The following is a 16,626-nucleotide window of genomic DNA, read 5'->3' as shown; positions in this document are numbered from 1 at the left end:
TGACAACGACTTACAAGTGAATACCTCCTGATACTTCAATCCGCTGACCGTTGACCCACCGGGCTTCGTCGGAACACAGGAACGCCACTACGCCCCCGATATCGTCGGGCAGCCCCACCCGGCCCAGGGCCGTTTCGGAGGCTATGCGGTCGTTTAGTTGCTTGTTGTCCCGCACCATGCCTCCGCCGAAATCTGTTTCGATGGCACCGGGAGCTACCACGTTGACGGCAATGCTGCGCTCCCCCAATTCCTTAGCTAAATAGCGGCTGAAAACCTCCACCGCGCCTTTCATAGCCGCATACGCTGATGAACCCACGTAAGAAAAACGCGCCAGTCCGGAGGAAATGTTGATGATCCGGCCACCGTCACGGAGCAACGGCAACGCCTTCTGGGTCAGAAAATAAACACCCTTCAGATGAATCGCCACCATTTGATCGAACTGCGCTTCGGTCGTATCGACAAACGGCGCGTACAGACCCGTACCGGCATTGTTGATCAGAAAATCGAAGCGGTCCGTGGCAAAGGTGGTCTGCAACGTGCTGGCTACCTGCGCATAAAAAGCATCGAAACCCGCTGCGTCGGCGGTGTTCAGTTGCAGGGCTGTGGCCTGCTGACCAAGGGCTTCGATCTCGGCGACCGTAGATGCCGCTTCGTCCTGTTTACTGTTATACGTTAGAATCACGTTGATTCCTTTTTTGGCCAGACTCAGGGCCATGTTTTTGCCTAAGCCCCGACTCCCGCCGGTTACTAAAGCAATTTTTGGGGTTGTTGCCATTGACTGCATCTGTTTTGTCGCTGAATTATGACAGCACAAAGGTGGCGGGCGCGGGCAGAACGACGCTTATAAATAGCAATCCATTGTTTATAAAATTCAAATCAGGCGGGCAGCGTCCGAAAAGCGACCGGCGAAAACGAGGTTTGCCGTTTGAAGAAGTTCGAGAAGTAGGCCACCTCATCAAACCCTAAGCACCAGGCAATTTCGGAGACGTTCCAGTCGGTTTGTTTCAGGAGCACCTTAGCTTCCTGAATCACCCGCCCGCCAATAACTTCGGTAGTGGTGCGGCCCGTATTTTCTTTCAATACTTTGTTGAGGTGGTTGACGTGAATGGCCAGCCGGTCGGCGTAGTCCTTAGCCGTCCGCAGGTGGAGTTTTTGCTGCGGGGTGCCGATGGGAAACTGCCGTTCCAGCAGTTCGATAAACAACGAGGTTACCCGCGCCGAGGCCGTATGGCCCGGATGCAGGGCCGTGGCGGGTTGCAATTTCTGACCGTAGTGGATCAGTTCCAGGACGTAGTTGCGCAGTAAATCATACTTGTACGCGTAGTTAGAGGTGATTTCCCGCTGCATTTTGTCGAAAACCGCTTTGATCTCCGCGAAGTCAGCATCCGATGCCTCAAAAACCGGGTACCCGCCCGCTTTGAAGATTGGCAAATCGTCCAGCACGACTCCGCTTTTGGTCTGAACCAGAAACTCGTCGGTGAAGATGCAGAACTGCCCGGACTGATTGAGGTCCTGCGGTACCCAGTGATACGGCACTTTAGGCGTGGCAAAAAGCAGCGTATTCTTCTCCATCTCAATCACCTTATCGGCATACTCGGCCCGGTTGCGCCCCCGGATCAGGCTTATTTTGTAATAGGCCCGGCGGTCGTAAGGCATTGGGGGCTTCTCGCGGCTGTTTTTAAGCAGTTCTTCCAGGTTGAACACGTTGAAATGGCCAACCTCTTGCTGAATACCGCTGGGCAAGAGCGTGTTTAGGTCGGTGCCCGACATCGTCGTCATCTGTTGGTAGAACTCATCCAGCGAAATAGTTTTCATGGGAGACCTGATTTGTGAAATTCAAAGATAGGGGTTCGTTCCCAAACAGGTTAGCTGGATTGCCATGCCCTGAAACCCCGCGTCTGCGTCGATGAAAAAGCCCACCTGCGACAAGCACGGTCATCAGGTACGATTAGAAGAGGAATACGTAAAGGAGACGATTAACAGCTTAGTCACATTTCAATTCCTCTCAGGTACGATTAGAAGGGTGTGGTTTAGGCAGCCGCCCGGCCAACACAAGCGCATTTCAATTACTCTCAGGCCCGCCTTATTAAGTGCCAACAAAAGTGTACAGGTTAATGGAAAAACATTTAACCTGTCTTAACCGGGTATAGGTTGTCAATTTTGGGTAGAAAACTGACAACCTATACCCGGTTAAGACAGTTACCTGATGGCCAGCCTGTAACGCCTGTTCAACGACTTGTTTGCCGCTGCCACCGGTAGCCCTAAATACAATTAGTTTCATGGCGATTGTGTTGGCCTGATTTGCCCCTCGTAGTAGATAAACAAACCGGTGACCACGATTCGCAACGCCACATTGCCCCAGATCTTGGTACTGCCCCCCTGGGTGAGAGTGTACACTTCGAGCAGAGCCGTGAGGGAATGAAACACGATAAACGTCAGGTAAACGACCTGTAGAGCCTGCCTGTCGCTTAATTTACGGCTGCAATAAGACAGGACGGCTAAACCCACCTCAGCCGCCCCCAGCAGGTTAGCCGGGTGGTCTACCTGAATGCCCATAAAGCCCGGAATAACGCCGGGTGCCACAATTAGCACAACACCGGCCGCGAACGTCACGATGGCATGGAAAACGAGGAGTCGGGTTAGGGTTATAGGGTTTTCGTATGTACTCACTGAATTACCTGAATCTGGGCCGGATCGTATAGCCGGAGCCAGTCCCGTCTAAGAATGGCGTAGATGCATTCATCCTCAAACTCACCCTGTTCATTGACGCCCGACTCGCGTGAGATGCCTTCAAACTGGAAACCAGCCGTTTTTTCGATAGAGCGTTTTGAGGATTCGTTCGAGATCAAACAGCCAGTGGCCACGCGGTTGAGTCCAAGTAACTCGAAGGCTAAGTAGAATAGATGAGGCTTACTACGGGGAGTGATGCCCCTGCCCCGCATGTGGGTAAACATATCGGCCCCCGTCGAACCATTCCACTCGTCGGGCTTGCTATCCACGTTCAACAGGGTCATGCCAGCCAGTTGATTATCCAGTAGGACGTAAAAGCCGTAGTTGGTTCGTCTACCGCTCTCATATTGGGGCAGATAATTTCGTAAAAGCTCCTGCAACATTTCGCGGGAATCAGGGTAGCCCTGAAACAGGACGCATACATCGGCCAGATTGTCTTCATCAACCAAGTGGAGGATGATCGAGTCGGAATACAACGCTTTGATCATGGGTTTCTGCCGTTAATGCGTTTCGGGTCGGCTCAGGTAATGCTACCAGGGCACCACCGCCCAGGGGTGGATTTTGTAGGTGAAGACTGCCTGCACAATGGCGGAGTCGGCATTGACAAGTGCCCTCGCCTAAGCTGCGTCGGGGGCTTCCAGCACCAACGCTGCGCCCATATCATCGCTGAACGGACCGGCTGAACGCAGATAGCCCTGCTTATAAAGATCGAGCAGATAGCGACCGTGCTCAGGCGGTGGTTGAGCCGAAGCGGGTTGTCCGGTTTTCCAGGCCAGACCCGGTCGGTAGATAACCAAAAATGTTTGTTTCATCCGTCACGTGAGGAGAACTAATGCATTTAATTTCTGCCTGATAGTCTGCCGGTCCGTCGAAGTCTTCGCTAAGGCATACGCCTGATGGAAATGGGCCGTTGCCCGCACAGAGTCTATTTCCCGGTATAGCTCGCCGAGCAGCATAAAATACAAGTGGTTCATTTTCAGTTTGAGCGTTTCGGCGGCCACCAGTGCAGCAGTCCGTCCCTCGGCTTTGTAAAGCGCATACGTCCGGTTAAGGGCAACACTGGGCGAATTGTTGACGCGTAGAAGCTGATCGTATAGGGCCAGAATAGCAGCCCATTTTTCCGGCGTATCTTCTTTCACACAATGCCAGGAAGCGATCCGGGCTTCCAGATGATAGGTACTCAATTCGTCGCCCTGCAAGGATCGTTCTAAATAAGCGAAGCCCTGCCGAATTAAAGCCGTATCCCACAATGCTTCGTTTTGCTGTTCGTAAAGAAGTAGCACACCATCACCAGCTTGCCCGGACCCTTCATCGGAACGCCGACCGGCCGAGCGTCGATCCGACCGGGCGTCGCCACGCCGGGCCTCAAAGCGCGAGGCATGGAAACACATCAGGGCCATCAACGCGTTGATTTTGGGCTGATTGGTTGGTTCGTACTCGGTGAGCATGACCCCTAAACGCATTGCTTCCAGACACACCTCTTTCTGGAGCGTTTGGTTTTGGGTCTTTGAGTAATACCCCTCGTTGAAAAGCAGGTAGATGACGTGTAGCACCCGGTCTAACCGGCGGACGAGTTCACCTTCGTCGGGTAAGGCCATCGGTACGTTGGCAGCCCGCAGTTTTTCTTTCGCCCGAAACAATCGTTTGCTAATGGTTTCTTTGTTGGTCAAAAAAGCTTCGGCAATCTCGTCGATGCCGAAACCGCAGAGAATACGTAAGGCTAAGCCGATCTGGGCTTCGTCGGCAATCAGGGGCGTACAGACGGCAAACAGCATTTGCAGTTGACTATCCCGAATCGTTTGCGCCGAGAAGCTCACCTCGTCCCACTCCTCGTCGGTGGTATGCCCGTCGAGTCCACGACGGGCCGTTAGTTCGGGCATGATTTTGTCGTCCAGCAGTTTACGTCGTCTGAACTGATAGAGCGTTTTCTGTTTGGCTACGGTGTAGAGCCAGGCCGCTGGATTAGCGGGCAAGCCCCGAACGCCCCAGGTTTCAGCAGCCAGCAGAAACGTTTCGCTCACGATGTCCTCGGCCAGTTCGATATGCTGCAAACCAAACCGCTTACTAATGACGGCCACCAGCCGGACAAACTCCTGCTGAAACAGGGACTTGAGCGATTCATGCGCCTTTTCCATATGGCTTGACTTTGTTTACGTTGGTTCGTGAGCGCTTTCAGAGAAGCCTGCTATCCAAGCTAAAAACGAATATTGATGCTTCCTTACCCAGCAATTCGCCCAGGCAGAGCGATAACAGCCAAGGCTTCACTTACGCTGTCGTAACTCAACCCGGTTTCCATCCGGGTCCAGCACTGTCGCACGAACCCCATACGGATAGTCCTCCGCTTCCGTTTCAAACGGTATGCCCTCAGCAGCCAATACGCGGCATTCTTCTCTCAGATTAGTTGACTCAATGAAAAGAAATCCTGGGTGTAGAGCAGGAGTCGTTTCGGCTACATCCGTTGAGGAGGCAATCTCTCCCTTCAGCACCATTAATTCGACATCCTGACCGGCAAAGCCCAGGGTTAAAAATCGACCGTCTGGCCCGGGGTAATCGATTCTTTTTTCGAACCCAAGCCGGGTATAAAACGCAAGGGCATTGTCCTGATCGCTTACGATCACATTGACATACATGATTTTGGTAAACATAATTTTGTATTGTAGAATAGGTTGCTGATTAGTAGACGTTGAATCCTGTTTTCAACCCCTGAATTAGTTATCGTGTAACTTGTGTCTTATTACCCAAGCAGAGGTCGGATTTCGACGCTGCCACCCATGGCTAAAACCGGGCATCCATGCGCTAAGGCCGTCGCTTCGTCCAAGCTGTCGGCCCTGACTACCAAAAAACTACCCAGCCGCTCCTTGACTTCGACAAACGGGCCATCGGTAATCAGGCCATCGGCCCGCAGCACTTTGCCCTCCGTTGCCAGTCGGGTGCCGTTACTGGCTAATTTTCCCTGGGCCGTAATGTCACCTACCCACGCCTGCCAGCGTTTCGTTATAGCTTCCAACTCCGTAGGCGACATGGCACTGGGGACCACATCGGTGGGTTGACGGAATAATAAAATGAATTCGCTCATGGTAAATAAAAAGTTCTGGTGTTCACGGGGTCTGTAATGAGATGCATGTTGATATGGGACACCCGAAAACACAATAATCCAGCACTGAACGTTCGACGGGTGAATTGGCTAAGTACGCTCCGATGCCAAAGAGTGTTTTCATGGCCGGGTAATTAGCCTGGTAAGGATTGATTCGCTGTTCCATGGTTGATTGGCAAGTTAGTGTTCGACCCAACAATGACTGAGTCTCCCGAAATTGGACATCCTGTTAGTTTTTTGTTTTCTGTCGCCACAAGGTAATCAGCCTGCGGACACGGCACGTTATGCCTAATCTTGGTGAGGTAAGCTTGTTAGTAAGCCGACAGTAAAAAAATCGCAAAAATTTGCGTAGTCGAATAGCTACACATATATTTGTAGTCAAATGACTACACGATGAATTTAAGACGAGACGTTTTCCAGGCCATCGCCGACCCGACCCGAAGGGCTATCCTGCTGTTGGTAGCCTCCCAATCCATGACCGCCGGAGCCATAGCCGCCAACTTTGACTCCGCCAGACCGACCGTGTCAAAGCACCTGCAAATACTCACCGAATGCGAACTGCTCGAACAGGAGCAAAACGGCAGGGAAATTTACTATCACTTAAACGCACAGAACATGAAGGAGATAGCCGACTTTATTGAACCCTTCCGCCAGATGTGGGATGACCGGTTTAACAAACTGGAAACGATCATGAAACAGCACCAACCCAAAAAATAAACCACTATGGAGCCGAAAACAAAAATTTATGCCGAAGACGGCAAACAGGAATTAGTGATTACCAGGGAGTTTGATCTGCCGGTGGAATTACTCTTCAAGGCCTATGTGGAGCCAGACATTGTTGAGCAATGGATGGGAACGAAAGTGCTGAAACTGGAAAACAAAAAGCACGGTAGCTGGCACTTTGAAACAACCGATCCCAATGGAAACAAACATGGGTTCAATGGGGTGATCCACGAGTTTAACCCGAACCAGAAAATCACCCGGACATTTGAAATGGATAATTCCCCCGCGTCGGCGCGGGGCCGCCCGTGCGATCCAATATTCCGTTCAGCTTGAATTTCTGGAATTTGAACCCCTCACTGACGACACCAGCAGACTCACTATGCACATCGTGTATAGAACGGTCGCGCTCAGAGACCAAATGGTACGGCTACCCTTCGCACAAGGGCTGAACATGGCTCACAACCGATTGCAACACGTAATAAGCAGTTTAAACTAATCTCTTATGACTACGCGGAACAAAATCACATACTGGGTTGCCACGGGTATATTAGCTTTGGGCATGATGGCGCAAGGCCTGGCGCAACTGATTCATACCAAAGGGTACACGAACATTATTGTCCATTTAGGCTACCCATTGTATTTTTTGGACATCATTGGTGCCTGGAAAATACTCGGAGTGATTGTGGTTCTACTGCCACGCTTTACGCTGGTCAAAGAATGGGCTTACGCCGGCTTCTTCTTTGTCATGTCGGGTGCGGCAGCATCACATATCGCATCGGGTGATTCGGTGACCGAGTTACTGCCCTCGCTGGTATTGCTTGGTTTGATTGGGGTGTCGTGGTATTTCAGACCTGCAAATCGAAAAATAATCTCATTTCCTCAACAAGAGCCGCATGAAAAAGGAACTCTCTCCCCAGCAGCGTGAAGAACTACTCAGTGCATTAAACGTCCGTTTCGAGAAAAACAGGCAACGCCACGAAGGACTTCAATGGGCTGCCGTGCTGGCTAAATTGGAAGCTAACTCCCAAAAGCTGTGGTTATAGTGTTCCCAATTAGTTGGACAGCCTTCGAGCTAATTCAAGCTTAGGGAAGCTAGATCGAAAATTGTACTTTCCCCTTTCCCACTTGGTTCGTTGACATACCATTGAGCAGGTGTCTGGTAGCCTAATGACTGGTGCTTACGCTCGTAATTATAGAAGCGAAAGTACTTATCCAACCCCTTCCACAAAGATAATCCGTCCGCGTAGCCCCGCAAATACACATGTTCGTATTTCAAGGTACCGCACCGGCGGACCGGCCAGAACCGTTCCACAAAAATATTATCTAAAGCCCGCCCTTTGGAGTCCATGCTGACGGCAATTTGCCGATCCTGCAAGGGCTTTAGAAAATCCTTCGAGGTAAACTGACTGCCCTGATCCGTATTGAAAATCAGCGGCTGTCCCCACTGCCCAAAGGCATCATCCAGTGCGTCGATGCAGAAATCAGTCAACAGCGTATTGCTCAATCGCCACCCTAAGATGAAGCGCGTATGCCAGTCAATCACTACACACAGATACAGAAACCCGGTCGCCATGGGGATGTAGGTGATGTCAGTGGACCAGACTTGATTGGGCTGATTAATCACCACTCCGCGTAATAAGTACGGGTAAATTTGATGGCCTTCGGCGGGCTTGGACATGTTGGGTTTCTGGTATACTGTCTCCAGGCCCATTAGCCGCATGAGTCGATGTACTCGCTTGATATTGACTGGATTATCTACAGTGCTAATCTCTTGATGCATCCGACGCACCCCCATCCCTGGCCGATCGGTGAACAACTTATCAATCCGTTCCATCAAGGCCAGGTTCTCCGCTGACTCGCCCAGTGGCTGATAGTAATAACTCGACCGGGCTAAACCCAGCAATTGGCACTGGCGAGCAATACTAAGTTGGGCGTGTTCTGGCTCAATGAGCCAGTGCCGATCACGGTTCAACTCATCCGTAATTTTTTTTTGAGGTAGTCGTTCTCCACCTTTAATTGCCCAATCTGTTGAAACAGCGGAGACTCGATCTGTTCGCGCTGTTCGAGCGAAAGGGTTGGCTTGTTGGAGCCAGATTCGAAGAGAGCAGGAACTCCCTCTAAAACCTGCCGTTTCCAGTCGGTGATCATCTGGGCGTGAATACCAAATTCGCTGCTCAGTTGAGCCAGGGTTTTGGTTCCCTTGAGAGCTTCCAAGACCACTTTGGTCTTGAAATGAGCATCGTGGATGCGTCGGATGGGTATTGCCATTGTTGAACATTTCGTAGTTGCAAGGTAAATTGTTTCAAGTTATCCTTGCTGTCCAGTTTTTGGGGAACATCATAATCTATTCCGCCGTGGCTGATGTAGAAGCGAATGTGCCCGGTGAGCAGGCCACCGTTTCCTGGATCGAACTCGATCCAAAGCGGCCCGTTGGCCTGTTCAACTTTCACCCCGGCAAATGGCGTATTATCTACCGGATCAACCGGGATGAAGATCGGCAGGCCGCCGTTGAACCCGCCTATGTTGACCGCCTGATCAAAACGTACTTTCCGCAGATTACTCACCACCGCTTGTTATGGGCCAGTAGCTTCCGGCTGGGTCAGGGCCAATCCAGCCACTATCACGTTGGCCAGGTAGTGTTGGCCGGTGATGCGGCTCATCCGATGGGGCCATCCGCCGGAGCGGGGATGATGGTGGGTATGGTAGGCGTATGGTGGTTGGCCGGGCGGTTGCAAACCATCGTTGAGGAGCCGGATATGACCCGTATTCACCAGGTGCTGGCGGACTATGAATCAGCGCAACGCCAGGGATCGAAACACATTCAACGCGCCAATGCCCTTACGTTTGCCCAGATTTCTCTGAGAAATGGTGTTTTAGCGGTCATCAGACCAGCGCTATTGCGGTTTCTATCGTTGCTGCCTTTCGTCAGGCGTAAGCTTATCAATGACGACTCGCTGACCAATCAGACCATCGAGGTTGCCCCTTTTCCAGCGCAGTAAGGTAGTCAGGTTTGATGGTATCGTACCTCGGCTTTACTATTTCGTTTCTGCTCCCTTGCTGAAACAGGCGGATACGGATGACTATAAGCCCGTAGCGTAACCCGTTCGTCCAGCATGAGTTAGTTGTATTTATGGCGTTGTCTCTTCCTCAGAATGGAGAAAATCAAATGGCTCTGGGTAGTGAACCGTTCCCTTTACCGCTTCCTGATAGGCTGGTAAGCGGTAGGCTTGCCAAACGGATTCGGGCAAGGGAAAAGGTGGTTCTATACCCATGGCATGAGACGACGTAAAGCCAAAACGAGGATAGTAAGCCGGAACGCCTTCCACCACAACCACCGGGAAATCGGATTTTCTTAACCAGTTTAGTGCGTACTCAACGAGTGATGTTCCCACCTTACGTCGCTGAAAACTGGGCAGCACGCCCAATGGTGACAGCAGCGCGGCCGTGTGCCCTGAGCTAATCGTGGCTCGGCTAAACATCAGGTGGCCGACCAGCACGCCATCCACTTCGGCAACCAGATTGAGTTCGGAAATCAAGGCTTCGGACATACGCAATCTGCGAACCAATTCAGCGACGCGTACGTCGGGTGCAAATGCGGCCAGCGCCAGTGCTTCGGTTAAGGCGTAATCAGCCGCTGTTTCGTTACGAATAATAATGCTTACTGGACCTTTCGAACTATTAATCATAAAACGATCTAATTGCCTCTTTTTATGGCTGTGTCTCAGATTGAATTAGAGAACGAGGGCAAGCAAATCGGAACCCTGCCTCATTTAACAATGAACAAGAATATTAAGCAAGCGGCCAAAAGGGTCTCTGATAAAGAAGCGTTTGACGCCCCAAGTTTCTTTCGTCGGACCATATTCAATGGGAAGATTGGCATGAACTACTCGTTGGTAAACGTCCTCAAGGTCATATACTTCTATCGTAATATCCGGTACGGCAGTCCCCGATCCACCTTCTATAGCTATACTGATTTGTGGCGTGGTACTCGCATGAGCTTCGAAGGTTATAATCCATCCCAGATCCATTGCAATCGTCAAACCTAAAATTCGCCCGTAAAACGCCTTAGCTATGTCTATGTTGGACTTTCCAGCCCCTATATTCGTCACGATTCTCTTTACCATAATAGGCTCTCATTTATTAACAAGGTCTTCTGCTAAAGCTACAAACCAGCTTAATAACTGTAAAACCGGTAATCTTGATAGCCATCCGGCTCACTCATAGAGCATACGATACCATCACTTACCCTTAGGTATAACAACGGTAGCCTCTACTTCGCCTAAAAAGTCGGCTCTAAACAAGTTGCTGACTTCAACAGCGGTACTTGTTGGGGGATGCTGTACATTAACGTACTTATCCCGAGTCTCCCGGACGGCTGGTAAGTGCCTTATATCACGGAGGTAATACGTTAGCTTGACTACGTTGTCCATTGCTCCGTGAACTGACGCTACAGCCGCCCAGAGATTACGAAATATCTGCTCAAACTGAAGTTTGGGATCATCTTTGCCAACGACATTGCCAGCGCTACCTGACCCGATATGAGTACCATTCTGGCTGTTCCCAAATCAACCTCAACCAATTGGGAGTAGCCCTTCGGGGTCGCCAGTACAGTTGGGTTTGAAAACTGAACAATTGGTGGGACCTGCTGACTAAACGTCTTCCCGTAAACGAATCCTAAGATCAGCGTTGTAACGACTAATTTTCGTACCATAAGCAACGTAAAAGTAGCATTAAGTGGCTTTCATTACTATCCGCCGGTTCTCGGGTCTGAGTGACCAGGAGCCGATGGCCAAGACGCCGAACAGCAGCGACCAAATGAACTGGCCAGGGCCGTCCCCCACCAGTAAATGCGACACAAATCCTCCGGTGAATAGAATAACAACGCCCGCGTACGCCCATTCTTTCATCAGCAGCAATCCAGGCATAAAGATAACCACAGCCGCAGCCAGCTTGCAGGCACCCAGAATTGCTCCTAAATAGAGTGGGTAGCCAAGATGCCTCAGAATAGTATCTACATACCCTTTGTTGAGCAGATCAAAATCCCAAAGTGCGCCATACACTAATTCAAAGGTGATTAACGCTGTGATGATCCAATATCCAATAAGTCGTGCTTTTGACGGGGTACGGGTCTGAGGAGATACCAAGAGGTTCATGGGACATAGTGGTTGGTTTGCACCCCAGTAATGACTGAGTCGCTCGAAATTGGACACCTTGAACACTATTTTTTTTACATTCGGGTTTAACGGGTATGCCCTTACTTTTCATCACGTTAATTACATGTACAATTTGAAATCAGTCCGTAATGAACCCGTTCATTAATGCGCTCTGTCAATTTACTCCTCTGTCTGACAAAAGCCAGCGTGCCCTATCTGCTATCGCCAACCGGTTAACGCTGAACAAGGGGCATATGCTGGTACAGGCCGATATCATCAGCGAATCCATCTATTTTATCGAAACGGGCCTGGCCCGGACGCACTACTATAAGGACGGCCGCGACGTAACGGACTGGCTCAGTGCCGAACAGCAGTTTGCCGGTTCCATCGTGAGTTTTCTGAGTCGGCAACCCGACCGGCGCATCGTGCAGTTACTGGAGCCGTCGGTTGTCTGGTCGGTGCCGTACCGGTCGCTGGAAGAACTCTATGCCAGGCATCACGATATGGAGCGCTTAGGCCGATTGTTGGTCAGCCACGGGTTGCTGCTGGTGCAACAACGGTTCGATGAGCTGCACATGGCCACGGCCCTGGAGCGCTACCAGCGATTAATGGCAACCAACCCTACACTGGTGCAGCGTGTTCCGCTCGGTATGATTGCGTCATATTTAGGTGTCACGCCCGAAACGTTGAGCCGAATTCGGGCGCAGGTGTAACTTTTTGACAATTGTCAAAGGACGAAAACCGGCAGCAGGCCAACTTTGGACATTCAAAAGCAACTAATCAGCACCTGCTCATGAACGTCGTCTTATGGGTTATTCAAGGTCTTCTGGCCCTGGCTTTTTTCTATTCGGGCCTGATGAAATCCACGCGCAGTGAACAAACACTCGTGGCAATGGGAATGACGGGGGTTGAACACCTGCCGTTGTCATTGATCCGATTCATTGGTATTTCTGAATTGGCCGGAGCCACCGGTCTGATCTTGCCGCTCCTGCTCAACCAACTACCGGTATTGACTCCGCTTTCTGCGCTGTGTCTCGGGTTAATTATGATACCAGCCGCCATCATTCATTACCGGCGTGGGGAGCCGAAAACGGTCGGGCTGAATGGCGTCTTTTTTGTACTTTGTGTACTGGTGGCCTACAGTCGCTGGATTGAGTTGACCGCCTAACGGTCAAACTTTGATGCGTCGAGCCAGGCGGATAACCGCCTGTTTTCGTGCTGTGCCTGACCGGCCAGGACGAACGCAACGCCACGTCACTTATCAACCACCCTGAACTGTCCATCGTAAATCAGTCTTCGTTTGTGTTGTCCGTTTGAGCAGTTTATCAGATAACTCAATAGTGAGTGTTCTGATTACGGATGAGGCCGCTACCGGATCGTAATAAAACAGCAAAACTATGAACCGATTTTACCGCTATACCGGCTTGATCTTCATGCTGACCGGCGTCCTGCATGTTGTTACGGGCGTCGTGGCGTTTAAGCATCAGTTCAACGCGATGATTGCAACGCGTTCGGTCGCCAGTGCCCGCGAATCGGTTGACCACCAACTGGCTTTCTGGTTTACGTTTGTAGGCCTGTTGATGGGGCCGACCGGCTACCTGATGGATTGGGTTGGGCGCCGGAAAGGAATGGTGCTGCCAAGTGCCTTCGGATATGTGTTGACCGGACTTTGGTTGGTTGGTGTCGTACTGATGCCAACCAGCGGTTTTTGGCTGGTGTTGCTTCAGAGCATTTACTTGACCAGCTACAGCCGTTGACACCCATAATTCACTCTTTGGATCAGCTAATCCATTATTTCGCAATGGTCAAAACCAATCGACCGCACCGTCGTTTCAACTGTCATTCCGTTGGACAAGTTAGGCCTGACTGACGTGGAGATGGACTCGGTACTGACGCTGGTGCTCACGCACGCGGAAGGCACCTCCCGTATTCGTGCCAACCAAACCCAATCCGATACGGGCATAAGCGACACGGAATGGTGGGTAGTCAGTACCCCGCTGCTAGAAAAGGTGACGGATACACAGCGATTTCCGGTAGCCGCCCGCAGAGGGCAGTCAGCGGGTCAGGCCTACCAAGGTGTTTCTGATCCAGCCCATGCGCCTACATTTAGCTTGGATCGGATTTTAGGTGGTGTAGCCCTATTGATAAACGAGCGCCAGAAAAGCAGTGGATTCTCTGAACTTTAGGGGAGTTGCTTTCGATAGCCGCCTACCGTTTACCATTACCGGTAATCGTCCTGAATGGCGGCATACGACTTGCTTTTATGACGGGGCCATAACTGAGCAAATTTGAGTTCAGTACCCGTCAGCAAGTGAACACAAAGCCGCATGTCGTCCTCCGACAAGCTGCCAAAAAATAAACGGCCTAACTGACTGGTTCGCCCGTAACAATCCTGGAGCACCGCTGCACCGGCATCCGTCAGCACCAACCGTCGGGATCGTTTGTCGGTCTCGTCATCGCGCTCCGATACGAAGCCGTATTTCTTCAATCGGTCAATGATGAGCAGCCCCGACGAAAGCCCGGTAATGGTGTGGTTAATCACATCAGTTTTGCGGGGTTGTTGCAGATGGGCAATGGCATTCATGAATAAGAATTCCTCAAAATGCCGGAGCCCCGTGCCTTCGATGACTTTTTCGGCGTAGGCTAAATAAAGTCGATCAATCCGATTGATGAGCTTGATGAGCAGCAGATTGATCTCTGGCGGGACGATACCATCCGCTATTGCTCCCTGCTGACGACTCTGCTGGGCTTCGATAAGCTGGTAGCGGTAAAAATCCTCCAAATCAGCCTGCGGATTTCGGCTCGAAAACGCGGCCCATTGCGTCACTAAGTCAACCGTTTTGTCCATACTACATCAGTTATGATGCAATATAGACTTTTTTACAACAGGATTGATTTATAATCATTTCTGTTGTACTTTTGCCTTATAAACATCATAAATGATACAAATATGAACCCTGTATCAATCAGTTTAGACAAATTTGCGATTCACGTCAAGGATGTGGAGCAGTCGATGGCCTATTACCAGCGTATTCCGGGAGCCCGGTTAGTGATGCATCAGCCCGGACACATTGCCATTTTTCAACTGGGTAAAAACGAGTTGAACTTAGTGCGGTTAGACATCATGCCGCCGTTTCACTTAGAGTTTGAGGTCGAAGCAGTGGATCAGTTGTACGCTGATTTTCAGCGGGATGGTTTCCCGGTGCAGAGCCCGCCCGAAGACAAACCCTGGGGCGAACGCACTTTCTATTCCCTCGATCCAGATGGAAATCTGATGGAGTTTTCGCGTAGCCAGCCAACAGGAGATCAGGATTAATGCATCGCTGACCGATACCCCTGACATACTGCTGTCAACTGCCCAACTTAGTTTTGCCCATCATCCATTTAAATCGGTTGAACCATGACAACACAGGAAGTCGCAAAACGGTACTACGAACTCATACAGCAGCATCAGTACGAGCAAATTCAAAACGAACTCTACGCGCCCGATGCGGTTAGTATTGAGCCTGAAAACGATACCAATCTCCCATTGGTGGTTACCGGCATCGAAGCCCTCCAACAAAAAGAAGGTCTTTTCTTCTCCCAGGTTGAGACCATGCACGGTAGTTACATGAGCGAACCAGTTGTGTCCACGTTCTTCTTCTCGATGATGACGGGCATGGACGTAACGATGAGGGGCAAGCCGCGAAAGAATAAAGAGCAAATCGGTGTTTTTGAGGTCCGCAACGGCAAGATTGTTAAAGAACAGTTCTTTTTCGACGATTTTGCCTGAGCCGCTCAAGCCGCTGCCCGTAGTGGGCAGCGGCTTTTTTCTTTCTCGTCAATTCTTTCCCGGTATTGGACAAACGTCATTTTCTGAGGTTCGAAATGTTCCGTTGTTGTCAGCAACCGGTCAATGCTCGTTAGGGAAAAGGAACGAAAATCCTGGCGTAACCGGCAGAAAGCAACCAGTATCCAGTCGTTATTTTGACTGCTATACAGGGCGAATGGCTCCAGGCTTCGCTGCGTTTTTACGCCCTCTTTACTGGTATAATCAATCTGAAGCACCAGATAGTCAACCAGGGCTTTTTGTATTTCTAACAGGTATTTGCTTTTGGGCGAACGGTCAATGTACGTATTCGTAACAGCCATTTTTTGCCCAAGCGTCTCTGCCTTATTTCGGACGTTTTTGGGAATAACGGCCCGTATTTTGGCCACCGCTGCCGTAAACTCCGCGATCAGTGAAGTGTCTTTGCTCGACTGAATAATCAGCTCCGCCGTTAACAGCGCGTTGGCCTCTGACTCCGTAAACATAACGGGCGGAATCCGGTAACCATCCATCAAACTGTAGCCTTTCCCGTCCTCTAATACGATGGGAACACCGGCCTGTTCCAGGGTCTTTATGTCCCGGTAGATTGTTCGGACGCTGACACCAAACTTGTCGGCCAGTGCGGGCGCTTTTACGAGTCGGCGGGACTGTAACTGCGTCAATATGGCCGTTAGCCGCGAAATTCGCTTTGTTTCTATGTCCATATCCTGAGTGAAATCGTACTGATAGCTGTCAATAACAACTAAAAGTAGTGTCAGTACAACCACAAGTGGTTGTCTTTTTCTGATTCTGGAAATACCTCCCAATACCTTTGCTAAGCGAAAAGCAACCTACTATTTATGGAAACTAAGCTGATTGGTAGCAAGATTGCCGAAACACGAAAGAAAGCAAATCTGTCTCAACTGCAACTGGCGCAGCAAGTTTTTGTTAGCCCGCAAGCCGTTGGCAAATGGGAACGCGGGGAATCATTACCAGACATCGTCACCTTAACCCGACTATCGCAAACTCTGGGGGTTGATCTGAATTATTTCTCAGAAAGCTTCTAATCTGCCGCCACCCCAACAACTTCTAAACCGACCAATGAACGTACTGAGCGAACGTTTCAGGCGGTTGATAAC

General features: G+C 50.5%; 26 protein-coding genes and 1 pseudogene. 12 read left to right on the top strand and 15 right to left on the bottom strand.

The features are described 5' to 3' along the window. Positions 1–10: 10 nt before the first annotated feature. The 8 genes from ACYVHB_RS20315 to ACYVHB_RS20280 all read right to left on the bottom strand — a co-directional run bounded on the left by ACYVHB_RS20315 (position 11) and on the right by ACYVHB_RS20280 (position 5,806). Positions 11–775 (bottom strand): SDR family NAD(P)-dependent oxidoreductase, encoded by a 765-nt coding sequence (locus ACYVHB_RS20315; protein WP_461053619.1) that lies wholly within the window; start codon positions 773–775, stop codon positions 11–13. Positions 776–876: 101 nt separating this feature from the next. Next, positions 877–1,815: a helix-turn-helix domain-containing protein gene (locus tag ACYVHB_RS20310; RefSeq protein ID WP_461053618.1), complete on the bottom strand. Its 939-nt coding sequence runs from the start codon at positions 1,813–1,815 to the stop codon at positions 877–879. A 462-nt stretch (positions 1,816–2,277) separates the two neighbouring features. Beyond that, the gene (locus ACYVHB_RS20305; protein WP_461053617.1) at positions 2,278–2,670 is read right to left on the bottom strand and encodes a hypothetical protein; all 393 of its coding nucleotides are present in this window, start codon (positions 2,668–2,670) and stop codon (positions 2,278–2,280) included. Further along, positions 2,667–3,218, bottom strand: coding sequence for a GNAT family N-acetyltransferase (locus tag ACYVHB_RS20300; protein WP_461053616.1), 552 nt, complete (start codon positions 3,216–3,218; stop codon positions 2,667–2,669). The genes ACYVHB_RS20305 and ACYVHB_RS20300 overlap by 4 nt, the downstream gene beginning before the upstream one ends. 129 nt (positions 3,219–3,347) lie before the next feature. Continuing rightward, the gene (locus ACYVHB_RS20295; protein WP_461053615.1) at positions 3,348–3,542 is read right to left on the bottom strand and encodes a YciI family protein; all 195 of its coding nucleotides are present in this window, start codon (positions 3,540–3,542) and stop codon (positions 3,348–3,350) included. A gap of 3 nt (positions 3,543–3,545) precedes the next feature. Continuing rightward, positions 3,546–4,865 carry an RNA polymerase sigma factor gene (locus ACYVHB_RS20290; protein WP_461053614.1) on the bottom strand — a complete coding sequence of 440 codons (1,320 nt, stop codon included), beginning with the start codon at positions 4,863–4,865 and terminating at the stop codon, positions 3,546–3,548. Between the two features lie 126 nt (positions 4,866–4,991). Then, the gene (locus ACYVHB_RS20285) at positions 4,992–5,375 is read right to left on the bottom strand and encodes a VOC family protein (RefSeq protein WP_461053613.1); all 384 of its coding nucleotides are present in this window, start codon (positions 5,373–5,375) and stop codon (positions 4,992–4,994) included. An 89-nt stretch (positions 5,376–5,464) separates the two neighbouring features. Further along, positions 5,465–5,806 (bottom strand): YciI family protein, encoded by a 342-nt coding sequence (locus tag ACYVHB_RS20280; protein WP_461053612.1) that lies wholly within the window; start codon positions 5,804–5,806, stop codon positions 5,465–5,467. 411 nt (positions 5,807–6,217) lie between these two features. Between ACYVHB_RS20280 and ACYVHB_RS20275 the strand changes: the two genes are divergently transcribed. From ACYVHB_RS20275 to ACYVHB_RS20260, 4 genes and pseudogenes are all read left to right on the top strand, one after another. After that, positions 6,218–6,541, top strand: coding sequence for an ArsR/SmtB family transcription factor (locus ACYVHB_RS20275; RefSeq protein ID WP_461053611.1), 324 nt, complete (start codon positions 6,218–6,220; stop codon positions 6,539–6,541). 6 nt (positions 6,542–6,547) lie between these two features. Then, a pseudogene (locus ACYVHB_RS20270) lies at positions 6,548–7,043 on the top strand (SRPBCC family protein). A gap of 6 nt (positions 7,044–7,049) precedes the next feature. Next, positions 7,050–7,472, top strand: coding sequence for a DoxX family protein (locus ACYVHB_RS20265; protein WP_461053610.1), 423 nt, complete (start codon positions 7,050–7,052; stop codon positions 7,470–7,472). Further along, a complete protein-coding gene (locus ACYVHB_RS20260) occupies positions 7,441–7,590 on the top strand; it encodes a DUF4256 domain-containing protein (protein WP_461053609.1) in 150 nt (49 codons plus the stop codon). Before ACYVHB_RS20265 ends, ACYVHB_RS20260 begins: the two co-directional genes overlap by 32 nt. 29 nt (positions 7,591–7,619) lie before the next feature. Here the strand turns inward: ACYVHB_RS20260 and ACYVHB_RS20255 are convergent. Beyond that, a protein-coding gene (locus ACYVHB_RS20255; protein ID WP_461053608.1) for an IS3 family transposase occupies positions 7,620–8,815 on the bottom strand; the annotation gives its coding sequence in 2 pieces (ribosomal slippage) (positions 7,620–8,516 and positions 8,519–8,815; 1,194 coding nt in all). A gap of 59 nt (positions 8,816–8,874) precedes the next feature. Between ACYVHB_RS20255 and ACYVHB_RS20250 the strand changes: the two genes are divergently transcribed. After that, a complete protein-coding gene (locus tag ACYVHB_RS20250; protein WP_461053607.1) occupies positions 8,875–9,546 on the top strand; it encodes an FAD-dependent oxidoreductase in 672 nt (223 codons plus the stop codon). A gap of 129 nt (positions 9,547–9,675) precedes the next feature. Here the strand turns inward: ACYVHB_RS20250 and ACYVHB_RS20245 are convergent, their stop codons facing one another. The 4 genes from ACYVHB_RS20245 to ACYVHB_RS20230 all read right to left on the bottom strand — a co-directional run bounded on the left by ACYVHB_RS20245 (position 9,676) and on the right by ACYVHB_RS20230 (position 11,700). Then, positions 9,676–10,233: a GNAT family N-acetyltransferase gene (locus ACYVHB_RS20245; protein WP_461053606.1), complete on the bottom strand. Its 558-nt coding sequence runs from the start codon at positions 10,231–10,233 to the stop codon at positions 9,676–9,678. A gap of 84 nt (positions 10,234–10,317) precedes the next feature. After that, positions 10,318–10,671, bottom strand: a complete 354-nt coding sequence (locus ACYVHB_RS20240; protein WP_461053605.1) for a VOC family protein — start codon at positions 10,669–10,671, stop codon at positions 10,318–10,320. Between the two features lie 114 nt (positions 10,672–10,785). Continuing rightward, the gene (locus ACYVHB_RS20235) at positions 10,786–11,085 is read right to left on the bottom strand and encodes a RidA family protein (protein ID WP_461053897.1); all 300 of its coding nucleotides are present in this window, start codon (positions 11,083–11,085) and stop codon (positions 10,786–10,788) included. A gap of 192 nt (positions 11,086–11,277) precedes the next feature. After that, positions 11,278–11,700, bottom strand: coding sequence for a DoxX family protein (locus ACYVHB_RS20230; protein WP_461053604.1), 423 nt, complete (start codon positions 11,698–11,700; stop codon positions 11,278–11,280). A gap of 149 nt (positions 11,701–11,849) precedes the next feature. Between ACYVHB_RS20230 and ACYVHB_RS20225 the strand changes: the two genes are divergently transcribed. The 4 genes from ACYVHB_RS20225 to ACYVHB_RS20210 all read left to right on the top strand — a co-directional run bounded on the left by ACYVHB_RS20225 (position 11,850) and on the right by ACYVHB_RS20210 (position 13,886). After that, positions 11,850–12,413, top strand: coding sequence for a Crp/Fnr family transcriptional regulator (locus tag ACYVHB_RS20225; protein ID WP_461053603.1), 564 nt, complete (start codon positions 11,850–11,852; stop codon positions 12,411–12,413). 80 nt (positions 12,414–12,493) lie between these two features. Beyond that, positions 12,494–12,868: a DoxX family protein gene (locus ACYVHB_RS20220; protein WP_461053602.1), complete on the top strand. Its 375-nt coding sequence runs from the start codon at positions 12,494–12,496 to the stop codon at positions 12,866–12,868. Positions 12,869–13,097: 229 nt separating this feature from the next. After that, a complete protein-coding gene (locus tag ACYVHB_RS20215) occupies positions 13,098–13,457 on the top strand; it encodes a DUF6463 family protein (RefSeq protein WP_461053601.1) in 360 nt (119 codons plus the stop codon). A gap of 90 nt (positions 13,458–13,547) precedes the next feature. Beyond that, on the top strand, positions 13,548–13,886 hold the full coding sequence (locus ACYVHB_RS20210; protein ID WP_461053600.1) for a hypothetical protein: 339 nt from the start codon (positions 13,548–13,550) through the stop codon (positions 13,884–13,886). Between the two features lie 35 nt (positions 13,887–13,921). Here the strand turns inward: ACYVHB_RS20210 and ACYVHB_RS20205 are convergent, their stop codons facing one another. Beyond that, on the bottom strand, positions 13,922–14,548 hold the full coding sequence (locus ACYVHB_RS20205) for a MarR family winged helix-turn-helix transcriptional regulator (protein WP_461053599.1): 627 nt from the start codon (positions 14,546–14,548) through the stop codon (positions 13,922–13,924). 102 nt (positions 14,549–14,650) lie between these two features. On the opposite strand from ACYVHB_RS20205, the gene ACYVHB_RS20200 reads away from it, so the two are divergent. Beyond that, on the top strand, positions 14,651–15,016 hold the full coding sequence (locus ACYVHB_RS20200; RefSeq protein WP_461053598.1) for a VOC family protein: 366 nt from the start codon (positions 14,651–14,653) through the stop codon (positions 15,014–15,016). An 84-nt stretch (positions 15,017–15,100) separates the two neighbouring features. Next, a complete protein-coding gene (locus tag ACYVHB_RS20195; RefSeq protein WP_461053597.1) occupies positions 15,101–15,472 on the top strand; it encodes a SnoaL-like domain-containing protein in 372 nt (123 codons plus the stop codon). Between the two features lie 5 nt (positions 15,473–15,477). Here ACYVHB_RS20195 and ACYVHB_RS20190 read toward each other — a convergent pair whose 3' ends face one another. Next, entirely contained in the window at positions 15,478–16,212 is a 735-nt protein-coding gene (locus ACYVHB_RS20190; RefSeq protein ID WP_461053596.1) for a helix-turn-helix transcriptional regulator, read from the bottom strand. A 135-nt stretch (positions 16,213–16,347) separates the two neighbouring features. Between ACYVHB_RS20190 and ACYVHB_RS20185 the strand changes: the two genes are divergently transcribed. Continuing rightward, on the top strand, positions 16,348–16,554 hold the full coding sequence (locus ACYVHB_RS20185) for a helix-turn-helix domain-containing protein (RefSeq protein WP_461053595.1): 207 nt from the start codon (positions 16,348–16,350) through the stop codon (positions 16,552–16,554). The last annotated feature ends 72 nt before the right edge of the window (positions 16,555–16,626 follow it).

This window comes from Spirosoma arcticum (assembly GCF_054779955.1).
Note: the sequence above shows the minus strand (reverse complement) of the source record. Positions and strands in the feature narration are given on the sequence as shown.